Annotated in this window: 19 protein-coding genes, 1 pseudogene and 1 riboswitch; of the genes and pseudogenes, 10 read left to right on the top strand and 10 right to left on the bottom strand. The window is 41.4% G+C overall.

The genetic code is table 11. The annotated features are described in order from the left end of the window. The first annotated feature begins 12 nt into the window (after window positions 1-12). Both IOC57_RS19685 and IOC57_RS19680 read left to right on the top strand, forming a co-directional pair. A pseudogene (locus tag IOC57_RS19685) lies at window positions 13-470 on the top strand (2-thiouracil desulfurase family protein). A gap of 41 nt (window positions 471-511) precedes the next feature. Continuing rightward, on the top strand, window positions 512-1,282 hold the full coding sequence (locus IOC57_RS19680; RefSeq protein ID WP_207440285.1) for a sulfite exporter TauE/SafE family protein: 771 nt from the start codon (window positions 512-514) through the stop codon (window positions 1,280-1,282). A gap of 73 nt (window positions 1,283-1,355) precedes the next feature. Here IOC57_RS19680 and IOC57_RS19675 read toward each other — a convergent pair whose 3' ends face one another. The 3 genes from IOC57_RS19675 to wecB form a co-directional block, all read right to left on the bottom strand. Then, window positions 1,356-1,763 carry a VOC family protein gene (locus tag IOC57_RS19675; protein ID WP_207440284.1) on the bottom strand — a complete coding sequence of 136 codons (408 nt, stop codon included), beginning with the start codon at window positions 1,761-1,763 and terminating at the stop codon, window positions 1,356-1,358. Window positions 1,764-1,961: 198 nt separating this feature from the next. Next, window positions 1,962-2,081, bottom strand: coding sequence for a Fe3+ hydroxamate ABC transporter substrate-binding protein (locus tag IOC57_RS26350; protein ID WP_309487738.1), 120 nt, complete (start codon window positions 2,079-2,081; stop codon window positions 1,962-1,964). Between the two features lie 238 nt (window positions 2,082-2,319). Beyond that, window positions 2,320-3,456 carry a non-hydrolyzing UDP-N-acetylglucosamine 2-epimerase gene (gene wecB, locus IOC57_RS19665; RefSeq protein WP_286185060.1) on the bottom strand — a complete coding sequence of 379 codons (1,137 nt, stop codon included), beginning with the start codon at window positions 3,454-3,456 and terminating at the stop codon, window positions 2,320-2,322. A gap of 196 nt (window positions 3,457-3,652) precedes the next feature. Here wecB and IOC57_RS19660 point away from each other — a divergent pair, with 196 nt between their 5' ends. Genes IOC57_RS19660 through IOC57_RS19650 form a run of 3 tightly spaced genes read left to right on the top strand, consistent with a single transcriptional unit; the run spans window position 3,653 to window position 7,541 of the window. Beyond that, window positions 3,653-4,858 carry a glycosyltransferase family 4 protein gene (locus IOC57_RS19660; protein ID WP_309487737.1) on the top strand — a complete coding sequence of 402 codons (1,206 nt, stop codon included), beginning with the start codon at window positions 3,653-3,655 and terminating at the stop codon, window positions 4,856-4,858. Between the two features lie 23 nt (window positions 4,859-4,881). Continuing rightward, window positions 4,882-6,198 (top strand): glycosyltransferase, encoded by a 1,317-nt coding sequence (locus IOC57_RS19655; protein ID WP_207440282.1) that lies wholly within the window; start codon window positions 4,882-4,884, stop codon window positions 6,196-6,198. Between the two features lie 41 nt (window positions 6,199-6,239). Beyond that, the gene (locus tag IOC57_RS19650; RefSeq protein WP_207440281.1) at window positions 6,240-7,541 is read left to right on the top strand and encodes a nucleotide sugar dehydrogenase; all 1,302 of its coding nucleotides are present in this window, start codon (window positions 6,240-6,242) and stop codon (window positions 7,539-7,541) included. Window positions 7,542-7,694: 153 nt separating this feature from the next. On the opposite strand, the gene pckA is transcribed toward IOC57_RS19650, so the two are convergent. Next, a complete protein-coding gene (gene pckA / locus IOC57_RS19645; RefSeq protein WP_207440280.1) occupies window positions 7,695-9,284 on the bottom strand; it encodes a phosphoenolpyruvate carboxykinase (ATP) in 1,590 nt (529 codons plus the stop codon). Between the two features lie 430 nt (window positions 9,285-9,714). Next, a riboswitch (SAM riboswitch) is annotated at window positions 9,715-9,877 on the top strand. A gap of 165 nt (window positions 9,878-10,042) precedes the next feature. Between pckA and metK the strand changes: the two genes are divergently transcribed. Then, window positions 10,043-11,233, top strand: coding sequence for a methionine adenosyltransferase (gene metK, locus IOC57_RS19640; RefSeq protein WP_207440279.1), 1,191 nt, complete (start codon window positions 10,043-10,045; stop codon window positions 11,231-11,233). A gap of 174 nt (window positions 11,234-11,407) precedes the next feature. Here metK and IOC57_RS19635 read toward each other — a convergent pair whose 3' ends face one another. Next, the gene (locus tag IOC57_RS19635) at window positions 11,408-11,926 is read right to left on the bottom strand and encodes a gamma carbonic anhydrase (RefSeq protein ID WP_207440307.1); all 519 of its coding nucleotides are present in this window, start codon (window positions 11,924-11,926) and stop codon (window positions 11,408-11,410) included. Window positions 11,927-12,136: 210 nt separating this feature from the next. Between IOC57_RS19635 and IOC57_RS19630 the strand changes: the two genes are divergently transcribed. Beyond that, entirely contained in the window at window positions 12,137-12,940 is an 804-nt protein-coding gene (locus IOC57_RS19630; protein WP_207440278.1) for an alpha/beta hydrolase, read from the top strand. 71 nt (window positions 12,941-13,011) lie between these two features. On the opposite strand, the gene IOC57_RS19625 is transcribed toward IOC57_RS19630, so the two are convergent. Further along, the gene (locus IOC57_RS19625; RefSeq protein ID WP_207440277.1) at window positions 13,012-14,580 is read right to left on the bottom strand and encodes a sodium/solute symporter; all 1,569 of its coding nucleotides are present in this window, start codon (window positions 14,578-14,580) and stop codon (window positions 13,012-13,014) included. Beyond that, window positions 14,577-14,939 carry a hypothetical protein gene (locus IOC57_RS19620; RefSeq protein ID WP_207440276.1) on the bottom strand — a complete coding sequence of 121 codons (363 nt, stop codon included), beginning with the start codon at window positions 14,937-14,939 and terminating at the stop codon, window positions 14,577-14,579. The genes IOC57_RS19625 and IOC57_RS19620 overlap by 4 nt, the downstream gene beginning before the upstream one ends. A gap of 234 nt (window positions 14,940-15,173) precedes the next feature. Here IOC57_RS19620 and IOC57_RS19615 point away from each other — a divergent pair, with 234 nt between their 5' ends. Further along, window positions 15,174-16,334, top strand: coding sequence for a helix-turn-helix domain-containing protein (locus IOC57_RS19615; RefSeq protein WP_207440275.1), 1,161 nt, complete (start codon window positions 15,174-15,176; stop codon window positions 16,332-16,334). Window positions 16,335-16,508: 174 nt separating this feature from the next. On the opposite strand, the gene IOC57_RS19610 is transcribed toward IOC57_RS19615, so the two are convergent. From IOC57_RS19610 to mnmL, 3 genes are all read right to left on the bottom strand, one after another. Further along, a complete protein-coding gene (locus IOC57_RS19610) occupies window positions 16,509-16,904 on the bottom strand; it encodes a hypothetical protein (RefSeq protein WP_207440274.1) in 396 nt (131 codons plus the stop codon). 109 nt (window positions 16,905-17,013) lie between these two features. After that, complete coding sequence (mnmM, locus tag IOC57_RS19605) at window positions 17,014-17,586, bottom strand: tRNA 5-(aminomethyl)-2-thiouridylate-methyltransferase MnmM (protein ID WP_207440273.1); 573 nt, start codon at window positions 17,584-17,586, stop codon at window positions 17,014-17,016. Next, complete coding sequence (gene mnmL / locus IOC57_RS19600) at window positions 17,583-18,539, bottom strand: tRNA modification radical SAM protein MnmL/YtqA (protein WP_207440272.1); 957 nt, start codon at window positions 18,537-18,539, stop codon at window positions 17,583-17,585. The genes mnmM and mnmL overlap by 4 nt, the downstream gene beginning before the upstream one ends. Window positions 18,540-18,702: 163 nt before the next feature. Here mnmL and IOC57_RS19595 point away from each other — a divergent pair, with 163 nt between their 5' ends. Together IOC57_RS19595 and IOC57_RS19590 are read left to right on the top strand one after the other, a co-directional pair. Then, the gene (locus IOC57_RS19595; RefSeq protein ID WP_207440271.1) at window positions 18,703-19,209 is read left to right on the top strand and encodes an SMI1/KNR4 family protein; all 507 of its coding nucleotides are present in this window, start codon (window positions 18,703-18,705) and stop codon (window positions 19,207-19,209) included. A 95-nt stretch (window positions 19,210-19,304) separates the two neighbouring features. Then, on the top strand, window positions 19,305-19,568 hold the full coding sequence (locus IOC57_RS19590; RefSeq protein ID WP_207440270.1) for a DUF2524 family protein: 264 nt from the start codon (window positions 19,305-19,307) through the stop codon (window positions 19,566-19,568). The last annotated feature ends 36 nt before the right edge of the window (window positions 19,569-19,604 follow it).

The following is a 19,604-nucleotide window of genomic DNA, read 5'->3' as shown; positions in this document are numbered from 1 at the left end:
GTGGGTGATTTGATGATTTTGGTGAGTTCCTGTTTAGCGGGTCTTGAGGTGAGATACAATGGTACACACAGCTTGGATGATGGAATTAATGAGGGAGAAAAAGGTTATAACCGTCTGTCCTGAGTTGCTAGGGGGTTTTTCGATACCGAGGGAACCTGCTGAGATAGTTGGCGGTGAAGGTGGGGATGTCCTTGATGGAAAAGCGAAGATCATCGAAAAGTCGGGCAGGGATGTAACGGAATTATACATAAATGGGGCGAATCTTACGTTATTGAAAGCCCGGGAGGTAGGGGCGACATTAGTCGTTTTAAAAGAAAATAGTCCATCCTGTGGGAGTGGCATGATTTAAAATGGGGAATTCAAGGGGAAGAAGAAGGTTGGGAATGGAGTGACCGCAGGCTTTGCTTAGGCGGCATGGATTCACGGTCATTTCAGAGGAAAGGTTATTCGATTATCTGGATGGAAAATGAGTAATGGCATTTTAGAAGTGTCTTTGAAAGAAGGGGAATACATGGAGGACATCAATCTCTATACTTTGTTATTTTTAGTACTTGCGGGTTTTATTGCCGCATTCATCGATTCCGTTGTGGGCGGGGGCGGTTTAATTTCCATTCCGGCTTTATTGTTCACGGGGATTTCGCCTTCAGCGGCACTTGCCACTAACAAGCTGGCGGGTACAATGGGATCTTTAACGAGTACGATTTCATTCATTCGGGCTGGAAAAGTGGATTTCAAATTCGTCATCAAGCTGTTTCCGATAACTGTGATTGGAGCGGCGTTAGGAGCATACGTTGTACATTTCGTTTCCGCAGAGATATTGAAGCCACTCATTTTGATTTTGTTGGTCATTGTCGCGATTTATACGTTGGTAAAAAAGGATTGGGGTAAAGATGCAAAGTATAAAGGGCTGAAAAGGAAGAAAATGATTCTTTTGATAGGCATCATATTTGCGATTGGTTTTTATGATGGCTTTCTTGGACCGGGCACAGGTTCCTTTTTATTATTTTCATTTTTGATCATTGGGTTTGATTTTGTCCAGGCTGCCGGAAATGCAAGAATATTGAATTTTGGAAGCAATATTGCCGCACTTATCATTTTCTTATCTATGGGGACCGTCAATTTTGCGTATGGAATTCCGATGGGTCTTGCAATGGTTGCAGGAGCATTGGTAGGAACGAATTTCGCAATTAAGAAAGGTGCTTCCTATGTACGTATATTATTCATTTGCGTCACGATTTTATTGATTGGAAAAAATATCCTTAACTATTTTCATGTGTTTTGATGGATGGTTTCCGGGAATCATCCCTATTAAAAATGGCTGGGGATACAAATCGTGTTTCCGGCCATTTTTACATTCATTTTGTAAAATTCAAGTCCCAGTGTATGCCAAATTGATCCTTGACCTTACCATACTTAGCTCCCCAAAAGGTATCTTTCAGTTCCATTAAGGATAATCCCTTTTCACACATAACATCATATAAATGCTGGATTTCCGAGTCGCTTTCACATTCAAGGACCAGAGCTACATTATTCCCGACTTCAAGGGGATTGCCTGGAAACGTATCAGATACCATGATCAACATATCGCCTTTTTTGATTTTGGCATGCAAAACAAGGTCATTCGCTTCTTCGGGTGTTGGGAAATCGGCTTCCCCATAGGTTTGCATATCGGTAATCTCTGCATGAAATACTTCTGCGTAAAAGGCTAATGCGTCCTTTGCTTGGCCATTGAAAAATAAATAGGGAGTAACCTGATTTTTCATACTAATCCTCCAGTTTCGTGTCATGACTATCCATTCGACAGGGAGATCTTATCCTCCTTTATATTAACTGGTGAAATCATGCACAAACGGGTGGCTTAGCTGCATTTTCTAATGTGAACCATCTTCAGTTCCCCATAAAAAAATTAAAACATATTTCTTGAGCAAAACAAGCTTCGCAGATGGAACTTCCTTCATTTTTTAATATGCCTTTATTTCAGTCATCCCTTTACGCTGTGGATAAAGCATTTTTACAAGAGCGACCTCGTCTCCCTTAATTTCCTTGCCACAATTGCCACACTTTGGATCTTCCCTGAACATTTAAACACCTCCAAGCCATTTAAAGTTTTCAATCTAATACGATAGATTTCAATGAAACCTTGATCTACCCAAACTATCACATATGGATCTTACATTTTTACATTCAAATTAGGATTAGTTTTGTCATTGCTTTAATCTTGCGCAACGAAAATGGAAGTAGCTTTTTCAAAAGCTGACAGAATAGAAAAATCCTGCCGCTTACGTGACAGGATTTTCTCATTTTTCTTCTTGAGTTTTTTCATAAGGGAAGGGGGGATTTCATTCCGCAATGCTTTAATAGGATTTCAACTATCCGCTTTGAAGCGAATCCATCACCATATGGGTTGGAAGCTGTCGCCATTTTTTTATAGGCTTCTTCATTTGTAAGTAAGCCTGTTGCTAATTGATAAATTCGTTCTTCCTCAATTCCTGCCAATAAAAGGGTACCAGCCTCAATTCCTTCCGGCCGTTCTGTCGTATCGCGTAACACAAGGACAGGAACACCAAGTGAGGGAGCTTCTTCTTGCACCCCTCCGGAATCTGTCAAAATTAGATGGGCGTGCGCCGCAAAATTATGAAAATCAAGCACTTCAAGCGGTTCTATTAAGTGAAGTCTTTCCGTTTCACCAAAAATCCGGTAAGCAATTTCACGGACTACTGGGTTTTTATGGAGTGGGAAAACAACTTGGATATCCGTGTGATCTTCAAGCAGCCGTTTGACGGAACGGAATATTTCTTCCATTGGTTTTCCGATATTTTCTCGTCTATGCGCAGTCATCAATAACATACGATCTCCATTCAAACCAGATAGAATCGGATGTTCATAGTCTTTCCGGACGGTTGTTTTCAAGGCATCGATAGCCGTATTGCCAGTAATATGGATACAATCACTTTTTTTATTTTCCAAAATTAGATTCTCTGCCGCCTGATTTGTTGGGGCAAAATGCAAATCAGCTAAGACACCTGTCAGCTGCCTATTCATTTCTTCAGGATATGGAGAATACTTATGACCAGTCCGAAGGCCAGCTTCAACGTGACCAATCTGTATCTTATTATAGAACGCAGCCAAGCTCGCAATGAAAGTTGTCGTTGTGTCCCCATGTACGAGGACGATATCCGGTTTTATATCTTTCATGAGCGAACTCAATCTTTCAATGCCCCGCGTTGTAATCCCTTCTAATGTTTGTCTATCCTTCATCATATCCAAATCGTGATCGGGCTTTATTTGAAAACATTGCAAGACTTGGTCGAGCATTTCCCTATGCTGGGCGGTGACCACCACGATGGTATCTATTTCTGCTTGATGCTTTTTCAGTTCCAAAACGACTGGTGCCATTTTGATAGCCTCCGGTCTTGTACCAAATACGGTCATGACCTTTATACGTTGTTTAGGCATGCTCATTTCCTCCCCTTCTGAATGTCTCCCCCATTATAACGGGAAGTTCATGGGAAATATAAAAAAGAAACAATAATTAACAGAATTTTTACAATATTAATAAGGACTTTATATTTCTTTAACCTTCAGTTAATATCTGGCATTTACAATGTAAAGCAGGAAGCATAGCAAAGCAGAATAGAGGTGATAGGCGAATATGAAAAGCGTCCTGATGATCGTGCAAAACTTTTATCCGGAAATCGGAAGTGCGGGAAATAGAATGAAAAATATATATCTCCATTTGAAAAAAAACGGATTTGAGGTAACGGTCATCACATTGAAGCCGAGTTATCCTAATCAAAGTTTATATCAAGATACAAAGTTTTGGGATGAAGAAAGCATTGAAGAGGATGTCATCAGGATTAAACCGGACAAAGTGAAGAGGTATACAAGCAATATGGGGAAGCGGTTGCTTCATTATCTTGAAGCGATGTGGCTTTTCATTTATACAATCATCCGTCTCGAAAAAAAATATGATTACGTGTTTGCCACGACCCCGCCGATCTTCCCGACAATGGCGGCATTGATAGCCAAGAAAAAGATGAAGGCGAAACTCATTACAGATGTCAGGGATTTATGGCCGGAATCACTGATAGGAGTAGGCGTATTTACTAATAAGTGGGTTTTGAAAATCGCTTTCTTCCTGGAAAGGAAGCTATATCGGCATTCAGATTTCATAATCATCAATAGTCCGGGTTTCAGGGATTATATCGTTGCAAAGGGAGTCAAGGAAGAGGCCATCCAATTCATCCCTAATTCGCTTACTGCGGATGAGCTGACGTTAAAGAATTTGCTTACACCCGTATCGGAAGAGGTAATCAAGGTTGTTTATGCGGGGAATATCGGACTGGCCCAGGACTTGAAAAAACTGATAGCCGTAGCTGAAAGGCTAAGGGAACATAAACAAATCGAGTTCTCGATGATTGGATATGGATATCGGATAGCGGAAGTGGAGAAGGAGATAAACTCTAGAGGGCTGACTAATATTAAGATGATTAATGCGATGAATCGAAGAGTGACTCTTCATGAAGTTTCGACGTCCCATATTGCCTATGTGAGCTTGGTTGAAAAAGAAGTCTTCAATAAGGTTCTGCCTGGTAAAATCATCGATTATATGTGTGTCGGTAAACCCATTGTCGGTGATGTGGACGGCAGGGCCAAGAAGATGCTCTCAGAGGCGAAATGCGGGTTGGTGGCAGAGAGCAGGAATGTTGATGAAATCTGTCAGCATATATTGACCATGGCCTCAGATCCAGCCCTCCGTGAAGAACTGGGGGAAAACGGCCATCGGTATGCTAAACAACATTTTCAATGGTCTAAAAATATTAAGGGTCTCATCAATGTGATGGAAGCGTCAGGCTGAAAAATCCGGAAGTGGAGGACAACATGGCGAAGAAAGTATGTATGTTCGTGTGGAATCACTTTACGAACGATGCGAGGGTGTTAAGAGAATGCACAGCACTTACTGAAGCGGGTTATGAAGTCGATTTAATCGCCATTCATAACTGGAAGATCAAGGATTTGCCCAAAAAGGAGAAGCACCAAAATGGTTTCTCTGTCACTAGGGTGAATAATCGCTGGGAGGCGCTTAATAGGATTCTTAGGATCGTAGGCAAATTGAAGAAAAAGAAGTTTGAAATCGTTCTATTGACTTTATTGGTCTGGAATACGTTATGGAATTTGAACTTAATCAACGGTTGGGCGGGATCGGGAATACTGTTCGGTTCCCTTGCGCTCCTTGCGCTGGGTACCCTTATCATCACTAAAACGAAGCTGCCGACACTATTAACAAGGAGTTACATTTTTGGTCAAATGATCTATCATGGCCGGAAAAGGAAATATGATTTTTATCATTCGAATGATTTGAATACGCTCATGCAGGGAGCGATCAGCAGTAAATGGTTGAGAAGAAAAAAGCTGATTTATGACTCGCATGAGGTACAAACGAGCAGAACGGGATATAATAGCCGAATTTATGGAATGATGGAGAAATTCCTATTGATGTTCGTCGATGAAATGATTGCCGAAAACCATACGAGAGCTAAGTATAACGAAGACTTATATGGTCTTTACCCTAAAGTGGTCCATAATTACCCGATTCCAACCAATCCTGAGGAAAGTACGGCCGTGAATTTGCATGAGCTGCTCGATTTGCCAGAGAATGAACCGATATTGTTATACCAAGGCGGCGTTCAAATGGGAAGAGGATTAGAGCAATTGATTGATGCTGTGCCGATGATCGAAGGCGGGACCGTAGTTTTTATCGGAGATGGAAGGATCAAGGATGAATTAATGAAAAAAGTAAGGGACATGAATCTCGAGCATCGTGTGAAGTTCCTGCCAAAGGTTCCGGTCGACGAGCTGCTCCATTATACAAAAAATGCGTATTTAGGTTTTCAGATATTGAATAATGTCTGTTTTAATCACTACTCCGCCTCTTCAAATAAATTGTTTGAATACATGATGAGCGGTGTGCCTGTGGTTGCATGCAGCTTTCCTGAAATTCAAAAGGTTGTCGATACGGAAAAAATCGGTGTGTGTGTCGATTCACATGATCCAAAATCAATTGCCGAAGGCGTCAATTACTTATTGAAACATCCTGAAAAAAGGGCGGAAATGAGCAATAACTGCCTGAAGGCTCGGCAAAAATACAATTGGAAACAAGAGAAGGAAATCTTTATCGAAATCTATCAAACAGCCTAACAAATTTGAGTGCAGCAGAAAAATAGATAGGAGTGGTTTATATGAAACTTTGTACAATCGGACTTGGTTATATAGGACTTCCAACTTCTTTAATGTTTGCGAAACACGGTGTCGATGTTGTCGGCGTGGATATCCATCCTGAGATTATTTCCAATTTGAATAGCGGCAGGCTCCATATCGAAGAACCTGGATTGGATGAGGTATTAGAAGAAGTGATTGCTTCCAATAAGTTCCGAGCTGCGTTAAGCCCGGAACATGCGGATGTCTTCATTATCGCGGTACCTACTCCAAATAAAAAGGACATGCATCAATCCTGTGATTTAACTCATGTCATGGATGCAACTTCCAACATTCTTCCTTTTATCAAAAAAGGGAATGTCATCATTATCGAATCGACGATTGCGCCAAGAAGCATGGATGATCATATTAGACCGATGATCGAGAGGACGGGCCTTACCATTGGAAAAGACATTTTCCTCGTTCATTGTCCGGAACGTGTTTTACCTGGTAGGATTCTTGAAGAGTTGGTTCATAATAACCGTATCGTCGGGGGCATTACGGAAACATGCTCATATAAAGGAAGTCTTGTTTATAAAACCTTCGTTCAAGGGGAGATCATTCAGACGGATGCGAAAACGGCTGAAATGTCCAAACTGATGGAAAACACCTTCAGGGATGTCAATATCGCCCTTGCGAATGAGTTGACGAAGGTCTGTTTTGAGCTGGACATCAATGTTTTGGATGTCATATCAATGGCAAACAAACACCCTCGTGTCAATATACACCAACCAGGACCAGGAGTTGGCGGCCATTGTTTAGCTGTCGATCCGTATTTCGTCGTTGCAAAGGCACCAGAGTATGCGAAAATCATTAAATTGGCCCGTGATACAAACGTATCAATGCCTTATTATATCGTTAATTGCGTAAGGATGATGCTAGAGGGGATCCGGAAGCCAAAAGTGGCTGTTTTCGGTCTTGCCTATAAAGGAAATGTAGATGATATTCGTGAAAGTCCCGCCATTGATGTCGTCAATATCTTGATGGGGATGGAAAACATGGATGTAGCCTTGCATGACCCGCATGTCCAATCTGGAAAAATGCCAGTCGTATCAGTTGAAGACGCTGTAAATGATGCAGATTTGATACTTGTCCTGACTGACCATGATGAATTTAAACAGATGGATTATGATAAACTATCGAATCTCATGAGCAATAAAATGATTTTGGATACACGCAATTGCATTGATGAAACTAAATCCGAGGTCCCGGTGGCCAACCTGGGCAATATATATCAATACAAAACGATGTCCATGAAAAAAGCCAGGAATAAAGCGATCATCTAAAAAATTGGACAAACATCGATAATGGATTAAGGATTAAGGGGGCGCTGACCATGACAGTGCCCTTTTTGAATATCATGATCGGCAGGGGGACGAAGGGCAGAAAACCAATGAAGAAAAGGACCAAGCAAGAGGCTTGGTCCTTTTGTGTACAATTTATTGAGCTGTCGGTCCGCCAAGTTCTTCGATTTCACTTGGAACACTGCCAAATTTCTTGAAGTTTGCACGGAATTGAGCGGCGAGGGCTGTTGCTGCTTGGTTATAAGCGGCAGGATCTGCCCAAGTCTTGATTGGTTGAAGCACTTCGTCAGGAACCCCAGGAACATGAAGAGGAATATCCAAACCGAAGATTTCATCTTTGATCGTTTCGATGTTCGCTAATTCACCTTCAAGTGCCGCTTGTACCATTGCACGAGTGTAAGCAAGTTTCATACGGCTTCCAGTTCCGTATGCTCCGCCAGTCCATCCAGTGTTGACAAGGTAAACCTTTGCACTGTGCTCGTCAATTTTATCACCAAGCATCTCAGCATAGCGTTGAGCGGGAAGCGGTAAGAAAGGTGAACCGAAGCAAGTGGAGAATGTAGATTCCGGTGAAGTTACTCCTCTTTCAGTACCAGCCAATTTACTAGTGTATCCACTTAGGAAATGGAACATTGCCTGCTCTTTCGAAAGCTTGCTGATTGGAGGCAGAACGCCTGAAGCATCAGCTGTTAAGAAAATGATTGTATTAGGGTGTCCTGCAATACTTGGATTCACGATGTTATCGATCGCTTGCATTTGGTAAGCGGCGCGAGTGTTTTCAGTCAATGAACTGTCATCATAGTTCGCTTCACGTGTATCAGGATCAACAACAACATTTTCCAGTACGGCACCGAAACGGATCGCATCGAAAATTTGTGGTTCTTTTTCACGTGAAAGATTAATCGTTTTCGCATAGCAGCCACCTTCGATGTTGAATACACCGTTAGAAGACCAGCCGTGCTCGTCATCGCCAATCAGTTTACGACTAGTGTCTGCCGATAAAGTTGTTTTGCCTGTACCGGACAGTCCGAAGAATAAAGCGACGTCCCCTTCACGTCCTACGTTTGCAGAACAATGCATTGGAAGGATTCCAGCCTCTGGAAGTAAGTAGTTCATGATCGAGAAGATCGATTTTTTCATTTCTCCTGCATATTCCGTTCCGCCGATCAGGATTGTCCGGCGTTCAAATGAAATGATGATGAAAGTTTCGGATGAAGTTCCGTCCACTTCTGGGTCTGCTTTGAAGTTAGGTGCAGAAAGGATCGTGAATTCTGATTCGTGACCTCTTAGTTCCTCTTCGTTTGGACGGATGAACAAAGTATGGGCGAAAAGGTTATGCCAAGCATATTCATTAACAACACGGATTGGAAGACGTGATGATTCGTCCGCACCAGCGAAACCTTTAAAAACAAAAATCTCTTCTTTTGCTTTTAGGTAGTCCACTACTTTATTATATAGTTTATTGAACACATCTTCGGAAATTGGCTGGTTCACTGAACCCCAATCAATTTTATCTTTAACTGATGCTTCATCAACGATATATTTATCCTTAGGTGAACGACCGGTATATTTGCCAGTTTCTGCTTTTACCGCGCCGGTTGATGTTAAAACTCCTTCATTTCTGCTTAATACTTTTTCGACCAATTGAGGAACTGAAAGTTGAGTTTGCACATTGTTTCCTGTTAATAATTGGTGTAACTCATTAGAAACATCTACAGAATTCATTATGAGGTACCTTCCTTTGTTTAAGTTTTTATATTACAATTAGTATAACACATTCATTTAATTAGTCTATACTATTTATTTTAATTTGTGATTATTTTCAGCTGGTCGCGTTAATCATTTTAATCCGGCAGGAACCGAGACAGGATTATCGCATATACTTTCATGAAGAAAATTTTATTTTAATAGGAAGTAAGTAAGCAATATATGTCTATTGGTAAAGTCAGGATGTCGTTCCTTTTCGAATGCTCAATACTTTATTATTAATGGCAATTTACAACATTTCTATTCGTATTTTACATTGTGAACCCCTTTGGGACGTTGTATCAACATGTTTTTTGCAAATGGACGCCATTCTGGGTGGAGATGTTCTTTTTAGAAAAGCATTGACAAATTCCAGCCAGATAGGATAATATCTTAAATTGTACGGATTCTCTTATCCCGAGTTGGTGGAGGGACAGGCCCTTTGAAACCCAGCAACCTGCCATATTGAACTTGACTCCAAGATCGATCGCCGAAAATAAAGCGAAGGTCTTCAAGGAATAGTGGTGATGGTGCTAACCTGAGCAAGGTAAAAAACCCTTGAACGATAAGAGTGAAAGGATAGAAGACAGAATTTTAAACCTTTCCTCATTTGCCAGGGAAGGTTTTTGTGTTTTTTATAAGTAATTCTGTGTCTATAGTTGAAACTAATGAGGGAAACGAGTTCCGTAAAAACAGGCTTATGCCTACAACATACTAACTTCCAAGGAGGAAATACGATGTCAAAGAAACGTCTATTTACTTCTGAATCTGTTACAGAGGGCCATCCGGACAAAATTTGTGATCAGATTTCAGATTCCATTTTAGATGCTATCCTTGCTAAGGATGCAAATGCACGTGTTGCGTGTGAAACTAGTGTCACAACAGGTCTTGTACTTGTTGCCGGAGAAATTACAACGTCCGCTTACGTGGATATTCCTCGTATCGTTCGTGATACGATTAAAGGAATTGGCTATACACGTGCGAAATACGGTTTCGATGCTGAAACTTGTGCCGTGTTGAGTTCCATTGATGAGCAGTCTGCCGATATCGCAGCTGGCGTCGATAAAGCATTGGAAGCTCGTGAAGGAAACATGTCAGAGGAAGAAATCGATGCAATCGGTGCGGGGGACCAAGGTCTTATGTTCGGATTTGCTTGTAATGAAACAGAAGAGCTTATGCCGCTTCCGATTTCATTGGCGCATAAACTTTCATTCCGCTTGGCTCAAGTTCGTAAAGATGAAACTCTTGCTTACTTACGCCCTGATGGTAAAACACAGGTAACTGTGGAGTATGATGAGAATAACCTTCCTGTACGTGTAGATACGATCGTTATCTCTACACAGCATGATGCAGAAATTACGCTTGAACAAATTCAAGCCGATTTAAAGGAACATGTGATCAAAGCAGTTGTCCCAGCTGAATTGATCGATGCTGAAACTAAGTACTTCATCAACCCGACTGGCCGTTTCGTAATTGGCGGACCTCAAGGGGATGCTGGTCTTACTGGACGTAAAATCATCGTTGATACTTACGGCGGATACGCTCGTCACGGCGGCGGTGCATTCTCTGGTAAGGATGCTACTAAAGTTGACCGTTCTGCTGCATATGCTGCTCGTTACGTTGCGAAAAACATCGTGGCAGCCGGCCTTGCCGACAAAGCGGAAGTTCAATTGGCATACGCAATTGGTGTGGCAGAGCCTGTATCAATCTCTATTGATACGTTCGGAACTGGTACGGTTAGCGAAGAAGTCCTTGTTGACCTCGTTCGCGCTAACTTCGACCTTCGTCCAGCAGGTATCATCAAAATGCTTGACCTTCGTCGCCCAATCTACAAACAAACAGCTGCATACGGACACTTTGGCCGTACAGATGTCGATCTTCCATGGGAACGCACGGACAAAGCAGAAACATTAAAAGCACAAGCGTAATCCATAAAAAAGGTGTCCCGCAATTAGCGGGGCACCTTTTTTATGGATTAATTTTGCCGTCAGCGGGAATAATTCAAGAAATCCCAAAGAAATTCAATTACGTATATTGAGTTAGGGCCGTTTACAAGTTTGTATGGGTCAGTTGTTCGTAACATTCAGTCAATTGCTCGTGAGTCACTTTATTCGTTCCGCCATTTTATAGTATTGTCCTTTTTCAGCGTATTCACGTACGATGCGTTCCATATCCTGGCGATCTTCTTCGTTGATTTCGCGAATGACTTTAGCTGGGCGTCCGAATGCCAACATGTTCGGGGGAATGACTTTACCTTGGGGAACGAGGCTGCCGGCACCGATGAACGCTCCTTCGCCGATTTCAGCTTCATCAAGTACAATCGATCCCATGCCGATCAAAGCTCCTTTACGGATTTTACAGCTATGTAAAATGACCTGATGGCCAATGGTTACTTCATCCTCGATGATCAATGGATTATTTGGGCTTTGGTGCAGGATGCTGTTATCCTGTATACTGACTTTTTTCCCGATGATGGTTGGGGATACATCACCGCGAATGACGGAATTGAACCAAATTGATGTTTCGTCGCCAATTTTGACATCACCAGTCACGACAGCATTTTCAGCAATATAAGCGCTTTCTGCAATTTCAGGTTCTTTGCCTTTATACGGATAAATAATCATTTTCAATCATTTCCTTTCCGAAGTGAATGTTTTTATGTATTATTTTAATATACCGTATGCAAATACACTTGGCTATTTATAATAGCAATGTACAACTTGTTAGATTTCTTTTTTGTCGAAAATCACGAATATGGTTATAATTTATATATATTATTTTAACTATCATGGATCGTATACAACAAGTGAAAAGTGAAAGGGGGATTTCGAATGTGGAAATGGGAGACAGAAGGAGACGCAAAGGGCGTCATTGTCATCATTCATGGGGCAATGGAACATCACGGACGTTATAAGTGGGTAACACAAATGTGGCTTTCAGCTGGATACCATGTCGTCATGGGCGACCTTCCTGGGCAGGGTATGACAACCCGTGCCTACCGGGGACATATCGATTCCTTTGATGAGTATTTGGACGAAGTGAAAAGCTGGATAGAAGAGGCTTACGAATATTCGTTGCCGGTCTTTTTACTTGGACATAGCATGGGAGGTTTGATTTCGATACGCCTTCTTCAGGAAGAGGAATGGGACATTGCAGGGGTGATTCTTTCTTCTCCATGCTTGGGCCTTGTGACGAAGCCGCCGAAGTTCCTGGCAACCATCTCGCATGGTTTGAACATCGTGATGCCTAAGTTCAGGGTAGATTCTGGATTGACACCTGAAATGGCGACGAGAAGTGCGGAAATTCGTGAATCCGATAGAAACGATACATTATATATTACAAAGGTTTCGATTCGCTGGTATCGTGAACTTGCACAGACGATGAAGGATGCTTTTGAAGAGATCCCTGAATTTCAGGATGTGCCGCTTTTGGTCATGCAGGGCGGAGATGACCGAATCGTGAATAAGAAGGCGGTTCGTGAGTGGTTTAATTATAACTTGGCCAGTGAAAAGCAGTATAAGGAATGGCCGAAGCTTTATCATGAAATCTTCAACGAACCAGAGCGTGATGATGTATTTCAATATGCACTGAGTTTTGTTGAAAACCGTTTAAAGATATTAGGGTACGTCGTTTGATAAGAAGCTGCTGAATTTAGGTTCAGCGGCTTCTTTTGGTTAAATGGGCGGAGAAAAACCTGTACCTTTATTTAAGTAACCTCAGACTCTTTAGAATGAACTTTTTGCATGAATTTATTGACATCACTAGGAACCTTACCGTCTAATTTAGAAACGATATATACGCTAAGGAAGCCAATCGGAACGGTAATTAGCCCTGGAACATTGAATTGTAGAAAGTTAGGTAGTGTGTATTTTAAGAAAATCATATACATCGATGAAGCAAGTCCAAGAAGAAGTCCGGCAATTGCCCCTTTTTCTGTCATGCCGCGCCACCATATTCCCAAGATGAAAATGGGGGTGAATGTACTTGCGGCAACAGTGAATGCAAGGGCAACAAGATGACCAATTGAAGCCTCTTTAACAAGTAATCCAAGTACCCCGTATAACATACCAAGAATGAGAATAGCTACTTTACCAGCAATAACACGTTGTTTTTGGGTAATGTCTTTCTTGAGAAATGTAGCATATACATCATGGGCAAGTGCTCCTGAGCTTGCGATGAACAGACCTGACAAATTTGAGAAAATGGCGGCAAAGGCACCAGCGATAACAAGACCTAGCATCCATTCGCCACCTAGTGCTTGAGCTGTAGATGGAACAACCATGTTGTTCCCACCCATAATAAGGTCACTCATAACTTGTGAAGAAGCCTCACCTTTGATGAAGATTGCGCGACCAACTGCTCCAAGATAAACAGCGAATAAGAAGAATACGCTGGCAATACCGATCGCCATTAATGCAGAACGTCTAGCTGCTTTTGCACTGGGGTTTGTATAGAAACGTAATAATAGATGAGGGAGACCAATTGTACCAAGGGAAAGACCGATCGTCATCGAAATTGTTTGCCAGAATGTGGGGAAGTAGTTACCTGTTCCGGACCAAGAATCACCATCTACAACAAAATCTTTGCCATCATTTGTGTATTGAGCGGTGTTCATAATTGAACCAGAAAAATCATTAATATTTGCTAAAATGGTATGGTAATGAAATCCGGCATAAATAGCAGCAATAGTCATTGCGATAAATGCAGCAAGACGGATCCATAGTTCAAGGGCTTGGTTCAACGTGGTTCCTTTCATGCCACCGACTCCAACATAGAACACCATAAGGGTACAAGTGAAAATAATTCCAAATTCATAACTTGTTCCAAAGAACATACTTAATATTTGTGCTGCACCAAGTAACTGAGGTGCTGCATAAAATCCTGAAATTGCCAAGACGACAACAACAGCTGTCAGTCGGGCACGTTGACTATGGAAGCGATAGGCGAGGAAGTCGGCCACTGTAAAAGCACCGAATCGGCGTAGTGGACCAGCCACGAAAATAGCAAGCAAAGTTAAACCGATGGAGAAACAAAACGCATAATAGGCTCCGTCATACCCTAATTGAAAGGTTAGGCCGGCGATTCCAAGGAAGGTTGCTGCACTTAAATAGTCTCCACCAATCGCTGACCCGTTCGTGAACCAACTGAAGCTACGTCCTCCAACAAAGAAATCACTTGCGTTTGAATTACGTTTTGTTAAATATGTTATAAAGATAATTGTTCCCATCAAGATAATTGTTAGTAACATTTTTGGCTCTAGTAAAGTTTTAATCAAGTAATGTTCCTCCTCTCGGTACTGCCAGCATTCTTATCTTCGTACTTTTTAAGCCGCTTCTCATAAAGTGACGTGTGAACATAGGCAATAATGAAAGCTAATGCCATCGCAATGACACTAGTGAAAAACCATGAATACGTCATGCCACCAACAAATTTAGAAAAGAAAATTTCAGGCATATACCAATTTAAAATCGGAATGGAAAAGATAAAGATGTAGTAAAAAATCGTTAGTTTAAAACCTGTTCCAAATTCTTGTTTCATGACTCTGCTTGTTTCGGCATCAAGTGGAGCTAAATCTTTAATGTCCACTTTTTCTGCTGCTATGTATTCATAATCGTCATTGAACTCACTAGCCATCTTCTTACAACTCCTTTCGTTTAATGAAAGGGCTTTCATTTAGTGCGTGTAAACCTTTCATTATTTTTTATTGTACTTGAAAATCAAACGAGGTACCTTTCAAAATTTTGTTTGATTTTTACATAATTATGCTCAGTATCCAGGGGGAAATAGTATAATGATTAATAAATTGAATTTTCTGTCAGAATAGGGGGGAACATGGCGTATTGTGTAAAATTATTAGTGACCGATTCATTGGAAAAAGAAAAAATTGAAACTTGGCTAGCTCATCCTTTTTTTGAAAAACTAATGCTCCGAGACGATTTAGAGACATTCTGTAACGATGAAATAATTATAATAATAATGGAAATCAAGACCCCATTTGATTGGTTAAAGGTGAGAAGATTGCTCAAAAAGCATCCAAATTTACTCTTGTTTCCATTGATTGACGCCTCGATGTTACAAACGGCCCCTATTGTGATTGAACTTCAGCTACCATCGTTATTCATCAAACCGATTAGTAAGCATCTGTTTTATCGGAATATAAAAAAAGTACTGGATTCATCTAATAGAAACATGGTTACATTTGAACAAGAAAATTCAGCCGATGAACAGTTTTTACAAAGTATTCTTAGAGAAGAAGTAGCTCTTGAGCAGATGAAAACCCTTTTAATAAAAGGAATGATCCCGAATGTGGTGTACTTCATTCAAGGTTTTGTGCTTTCGCCAAAGAGGGAGGAGAACGAGGGGTGGCAGGCTTCGAGCGTAATTCAAAGAAAGTTTATGAAAGCGCTTTCTACCATTGGGAATGATGTCTATTTTCTTCCCTTTAGGAAGCATTTAGTGTTTACGTTGAAAATTCCTAAAGGGATCGCTGCTCCATGTTATTGGGAGGAAGGAGAAAAGACAATTGTTGAACTGATAGATCTCTTGAAGCATCGATATGGCATTCAATTATATATAGGTGTGGGCTCTATCCATCGAGAGTTATCAGGTTTAAAAAAGTCCTATCAAGAAGCAAGAACGGCTCGGAGGAGTCCGCCCAGACATCGATTATCTCTACGCTATTTCGATGAAATTCCACCGAATCTATCTGTACAAACGAGCATAGATTATATTGCTGAACACTTCGCGGAAAACTTGACGATTCAACAAGCGGCAAATGAAGTTAATTTTAGTCCAACATATTTTAGTAGAATATTTAAAAAAGAAACTGGCCATAGCTTCGTTTCCTATTTAACGTTTGTGCGTATCCAAAAGGCAGTATGGCTTTTGAGACACACCGATCAAACGATAGAAAAAATTGCTTTTGAACAAGGTTTTAATACGCCCAGCTATTTCAGTACAATTTTTAAAAAGGTAGTAGGGCTTTCACCAAGTGAATATCGAGCGACGAGAGAGATTATTTTCATATGAAGCATGTTAATATAGTTGGTAAAAACTATAAAAATGGATTGTACAAGCGATTCAAGAAAGATAATGATACCTACTTGGTGAAAAAGCAACAGAGACTTCCAAATGAAGGGAGTCTCTGTTGCTTTTATTTTTAATGTGCAACTGGTGATTTTTGGGCAGCTTTGTTTGAATAGATCAGCCCGCGTTTCTAACCAATTCGTTCGACTTGATGACCGGTGCCCAGAAAGTAACCGGGTACATAAATTGGTTCAAATGTGTAAGTTCTTTTTTATTGGATAATGCAGCGGATAGAAGATAAATGGATTTGAAGGTCAAGTCATTGGCGAATAGGTCCAAAAGCGTCGCTTTCATATTCAAGATCGCTTCATGGGTTTGGGTGGAAATCATTAAATCGAGCTGTGGCAGGAACTTATCAAAATGTCGATCGAATTGTTTAAGGTCCTCCATGGTTTTTTGTTTTTCTGTCAACGTGTTAAGCGAATTGATAAAATCCCCGTATTGTTCACTTGAATCCCTTTTAATTTTTTCAGTCAATATATCCGTCAGTAATGAAGTAGGCAAATGTTCCATTTTCTGCACCCTCTTATCTATTTTCTATCCATTATAATCATTATAGACGAAAAATTCAAAAAGTTCTGATTGCAAAAACACCATTCGTAAAGAACGGTGTCAAAAGTCATCATCTCTTTTCAATCGCGACAATGAATGGCGGATTGTTTGCTTGGTTGATGAACCCGTATTTAAGGATATGGGCCTTCTGTTGAGGGAAGTTGTGTACATAATCCATCAATGCATCACGTTCTGCCGATCCCCCTGGATGACCATGGTAAATGACGAGGATGATGATGCCTTCGGGCGCCAGCAGTTCGAACAGCTGTTCAATGGCTGATATCGTCGTACCGGCTTGGGTGATGATTGATTTGTCTCCGCCAGGAAGGTAGCCTAGGTTGAAAATGGCACCCGTGATCTTACCGGAATGTTCTTTTCTGATGTATTTGCTTAAATGTTCATGCCCATCGTGAATGAGGGTGCAGCGCTCTTGTAAATTCTCGGCGCTCAATTTCGCCGTTGTGGTTTGGATGGCTTCTTTCTGAATATCAAAACTATAGACATGTCCGTTTACACCTGTAAGTCCGGCAAGAAAGACCGTATCAAACCCGTTGCCCATTGTGCCATCTATGGTTATATCCCCGGGGCGGACCGCTTTTTCCAGCAGAATCCTGGCGAATGGCAAAATTCGGTCAAGCTTCATGATTGTACCTCCGTGTGATTTTTCCCTTGCCAGCTGTTGCGGCTTTTCAATTCGGCGTCGATGGCATTCAAGACATCCCATTTATTGACGCTCCACATTGGACCGATCATCAAATCGATCGGACCGTCACCCGTAATGCGGTGAACGATCATTTCTGGAGGGATTATTTCCAGCTGGTCACAGACCAGGCTGACATAATCGTCACGGTCAAGAAACTCGAGCAGTCCTTTTTCATATTGTTTGACCATCGGTGTCCCTTTTAATAAATGAAGTAAATGGATCTTTATCCCCTGCACATCGAGTTTGGCGACTTCACGGGCAGTTTCCATCATCATGTCGTAATCTTCCTGAGGAAGGCCATTGATGATATGTGAGCATATGCGAATGCCGTGTTTGCGCAGTTTATCGACGCCTTCTTTGTAGCAATCGAAGTCATGGGCACGGTTGATCATCGTCGCGGTCTTTTCATGGACCGTCTGGAGACCAAGCTCCACCCAAAGGTAGGTGCGTTCGTTCAATTCCGCTAAATACTCGACTACATCATCAGGAAGGCAATCCGGGCGTGTCGCGATCGAGAGTCCGACGACACCTTCCTGGGTCAATACACTTTCGAATTTCTCGCGAAGCTCTGCCACTGGTGCATGCGTATTCGTGAACGCTTGGAAATAGGCCATATATTTTCCATCTCTCCATTTATGATGCATCCGTTCGCTGATCTTCTTAAACTGGACGTCGAGGGGTTCAACCCTGCTGCCGGCAAAGTCACCAGAGCCCGAGGCACTGCAGAAGGTACAGCCGCCATGTGCGACGGTGCCATCACGGTTCGGACAGTCAAAACCGCCATCCAGGGCAACTTTAAAAACCTTATGACCAAAATGTTCCCTAAGGTGGTAATTCCATGTATGATATCGTTTGTTATCCGTTGCATATATAAACGGGTTTGCTTGATTCAAATCAGCAACCTCCTAAATAAAATAAAGCGTAACATATATTATACAACATTCTCGCAGCTAGGTCTTTTTTTGAAAAAAAAGCGTATACTGTATAGTTGAAGGCTAAACATTTTTGCTGCTATTATATCTTTGAATGACTATATCCTATCGGGAGCTGATGGACATGACCGGTCAAGTTGAAGAAGCGATTAATCAAATGAAAAAGAAATTAGCCGAAAATAATCAGGTGATCGAAGTAAATGAAGATGGATTCATATACAAAGCCACTTGCACCTTCAATTCACCTGCTTCGGATGAACAAATTCATTCCTTTGAAAAGAAAACCGGACTGCTTCTGCCCGAGGATTATAAGGAGTTTTTAAAAATAACGAATGGATGCCGTCTGTTCGATAATGTCGAATTAGGCGGGGAAAATGATTTATACAGTCTTGATGATATTATTAATTACACATATGAAAATTCCTATGAGGGATGCTATAAAGTGGCTTGCATTTATCAAGATAATATCGTCATCGATGGGGAAGCCGTCGCTAAAGGCGATAAGGAGTATTTAATGGTAAAAGGCCATATCGATGATTTTGAAGAAGGCGAGAGGCTTCATATGAGCTTTGCCGAGTGGATCGAGCAATTCATTTCCCGTCAGGGTGAGAAGTTTTGGGATAGAGGTTGATTGTTCAAAAAAAATGATAATCCACCCGTTATTTGCTCAAACTAGAAAAGATGATTCCGAATCATCCAAATGAGACGCGAAGGAGAGGGTTTGAAATGGCAACCAGACAATCCGTCGATCATTTTTTAGAGCAATGTGAAGGGGCTCTCCATTTTGCAGAGTTTGAATTTAACGAGGCCTCACGGCAGGAGCATTATGATGATGAACAATTTCAAAATTCGCAAAGGTATATCGAAGAGGCTTTGACGGATATGGAACGATTGTATGCCAGTTCGAATGACCAGCAACGGGAAATGCTTTCGCGGATGGAGCAGCAGTTGAATGAATTGAGGAATGAAATGATTTTACTGCGACATTAAAGGGAAGCAAGGGAGCTATGTATGCATAGCTCCCTT

The organism is Bacillus sp. SD075, assembly GCF_017355165.1.
In the GTDB taxonomy this organism is placed as follows: Bacteria; Bacillota; Bacilli; order Bacillales; family DSM-1321; genus Peribacillus.
This window is presented reverse-complemented; position numbering and strand designations above follow the sequence as displayed.

Excerpts from the sequence above, each read along its gene's own strand:
- IOC57_RS19610 (WP_207440274.1), bottom strand. The coding sequence starts at position 16,904 with ATGGAACATTTGCCTACTTCATTACTGACGGATATATTGACTGAAAAA.
- IOC57_RS19660 (WP_309487737.1), top strand. The coding sequence starts at position 3,653 with ATGAAAAGCGTCCTGATGATCGTGCAAAACTTTTATCCGGAAATCGGA.
- IOC57_RS19680 (WP_207440285.1), top strand. The coding sequence starts at position 512 with ATGGAGGACATCAATCTCTATACTTTGTTATTTTTAGTACTTGCGGGT.
- IOC57_RS19650 (WP_207440281.1), top strand. The coding sequence starts at position 6,240 with ATGAAACTTTGTACAATCGGACTTGGTTATATAGGACTTCCAACTTCT.
- IOC57_RS26350 (WP_309487738.1), bottom strand. The coding sequence starts at position 2,081 with ATGTTCAGGGAAGATCCAAAGTGTGGCAATTGTGGCAAGGAAATTAAG.
- pckA (WP_207440280.1), bottom strand. The coding sequence starts at position 9,284 with ATGAATTCTGTAGATGTTTCTAATGAGTTACACCAATTATTAACAGGA.
- metK (WP_207440279.1), top strand. The coding sequence starts at position 10,043 with ATGTCAAAGAAACGTCTATTTACTTCTGAATCTGTTACAGAGGGCCAT.
- IOC57_RS19630 (WP_207440278.1), top strand. The coding sequence starts at position 12,137 with ATGTGGAAATGGGAGACAGAAGGAGACGCAAAGGGCGTCATTGTCATC.
- mnmM (WP_207440273.1), bottom strand. The coding sequence starts at position 17,586 with ATGAAGCTTGACCGAATTTTGCCATTCGCCAGGATTCTGCTGGAAAAA.
- IOC57_RS19595 (WP_207440271.1), top strand. The coding sequence starts at position 18,703 with ATGACCGGTCAAGTTGAAGAAGCGATTAATCAAATGAAAAAGAAATTA.
- IOC57_RS19590 (WP_207440270.1), top strand. The coding sequence starts at position 19,305 with ATGGCAACCAGACAATCCGTCGATCATTTTTTAGAGCAATGTGAAGGG.
- wecB (WP_286185060.1), bottom strand. The coding sequence starts at position 3,456 with ATGCCTAAACAACGTATAAAGGTCATGACCGTATTTGGTACAAGACCG.
- IOC57_RS19675 (WP_207440284.1), bottom strand. The coding sequence starts at position 1,763 with ATGAAAAATCAGGTTACTCCCTATTTATTTTTCAATGGCCAAGCAAAG.
- IOC57_RS19620 (WP_207440276.1), bottom strand. The coding sequence starts at position 14,939 with ATGGCTAGTGAGTTCAATGACGATTATGAATACATAGCAGCAGAAAAA.
- IOC57_RS19655 (WP_207440282.1), top strand. The coding sequence starts at position 4,882 with ATGGCGAAGAAAGTATGTATGTTCGTGTGGAATCACTTTACGAACGAT.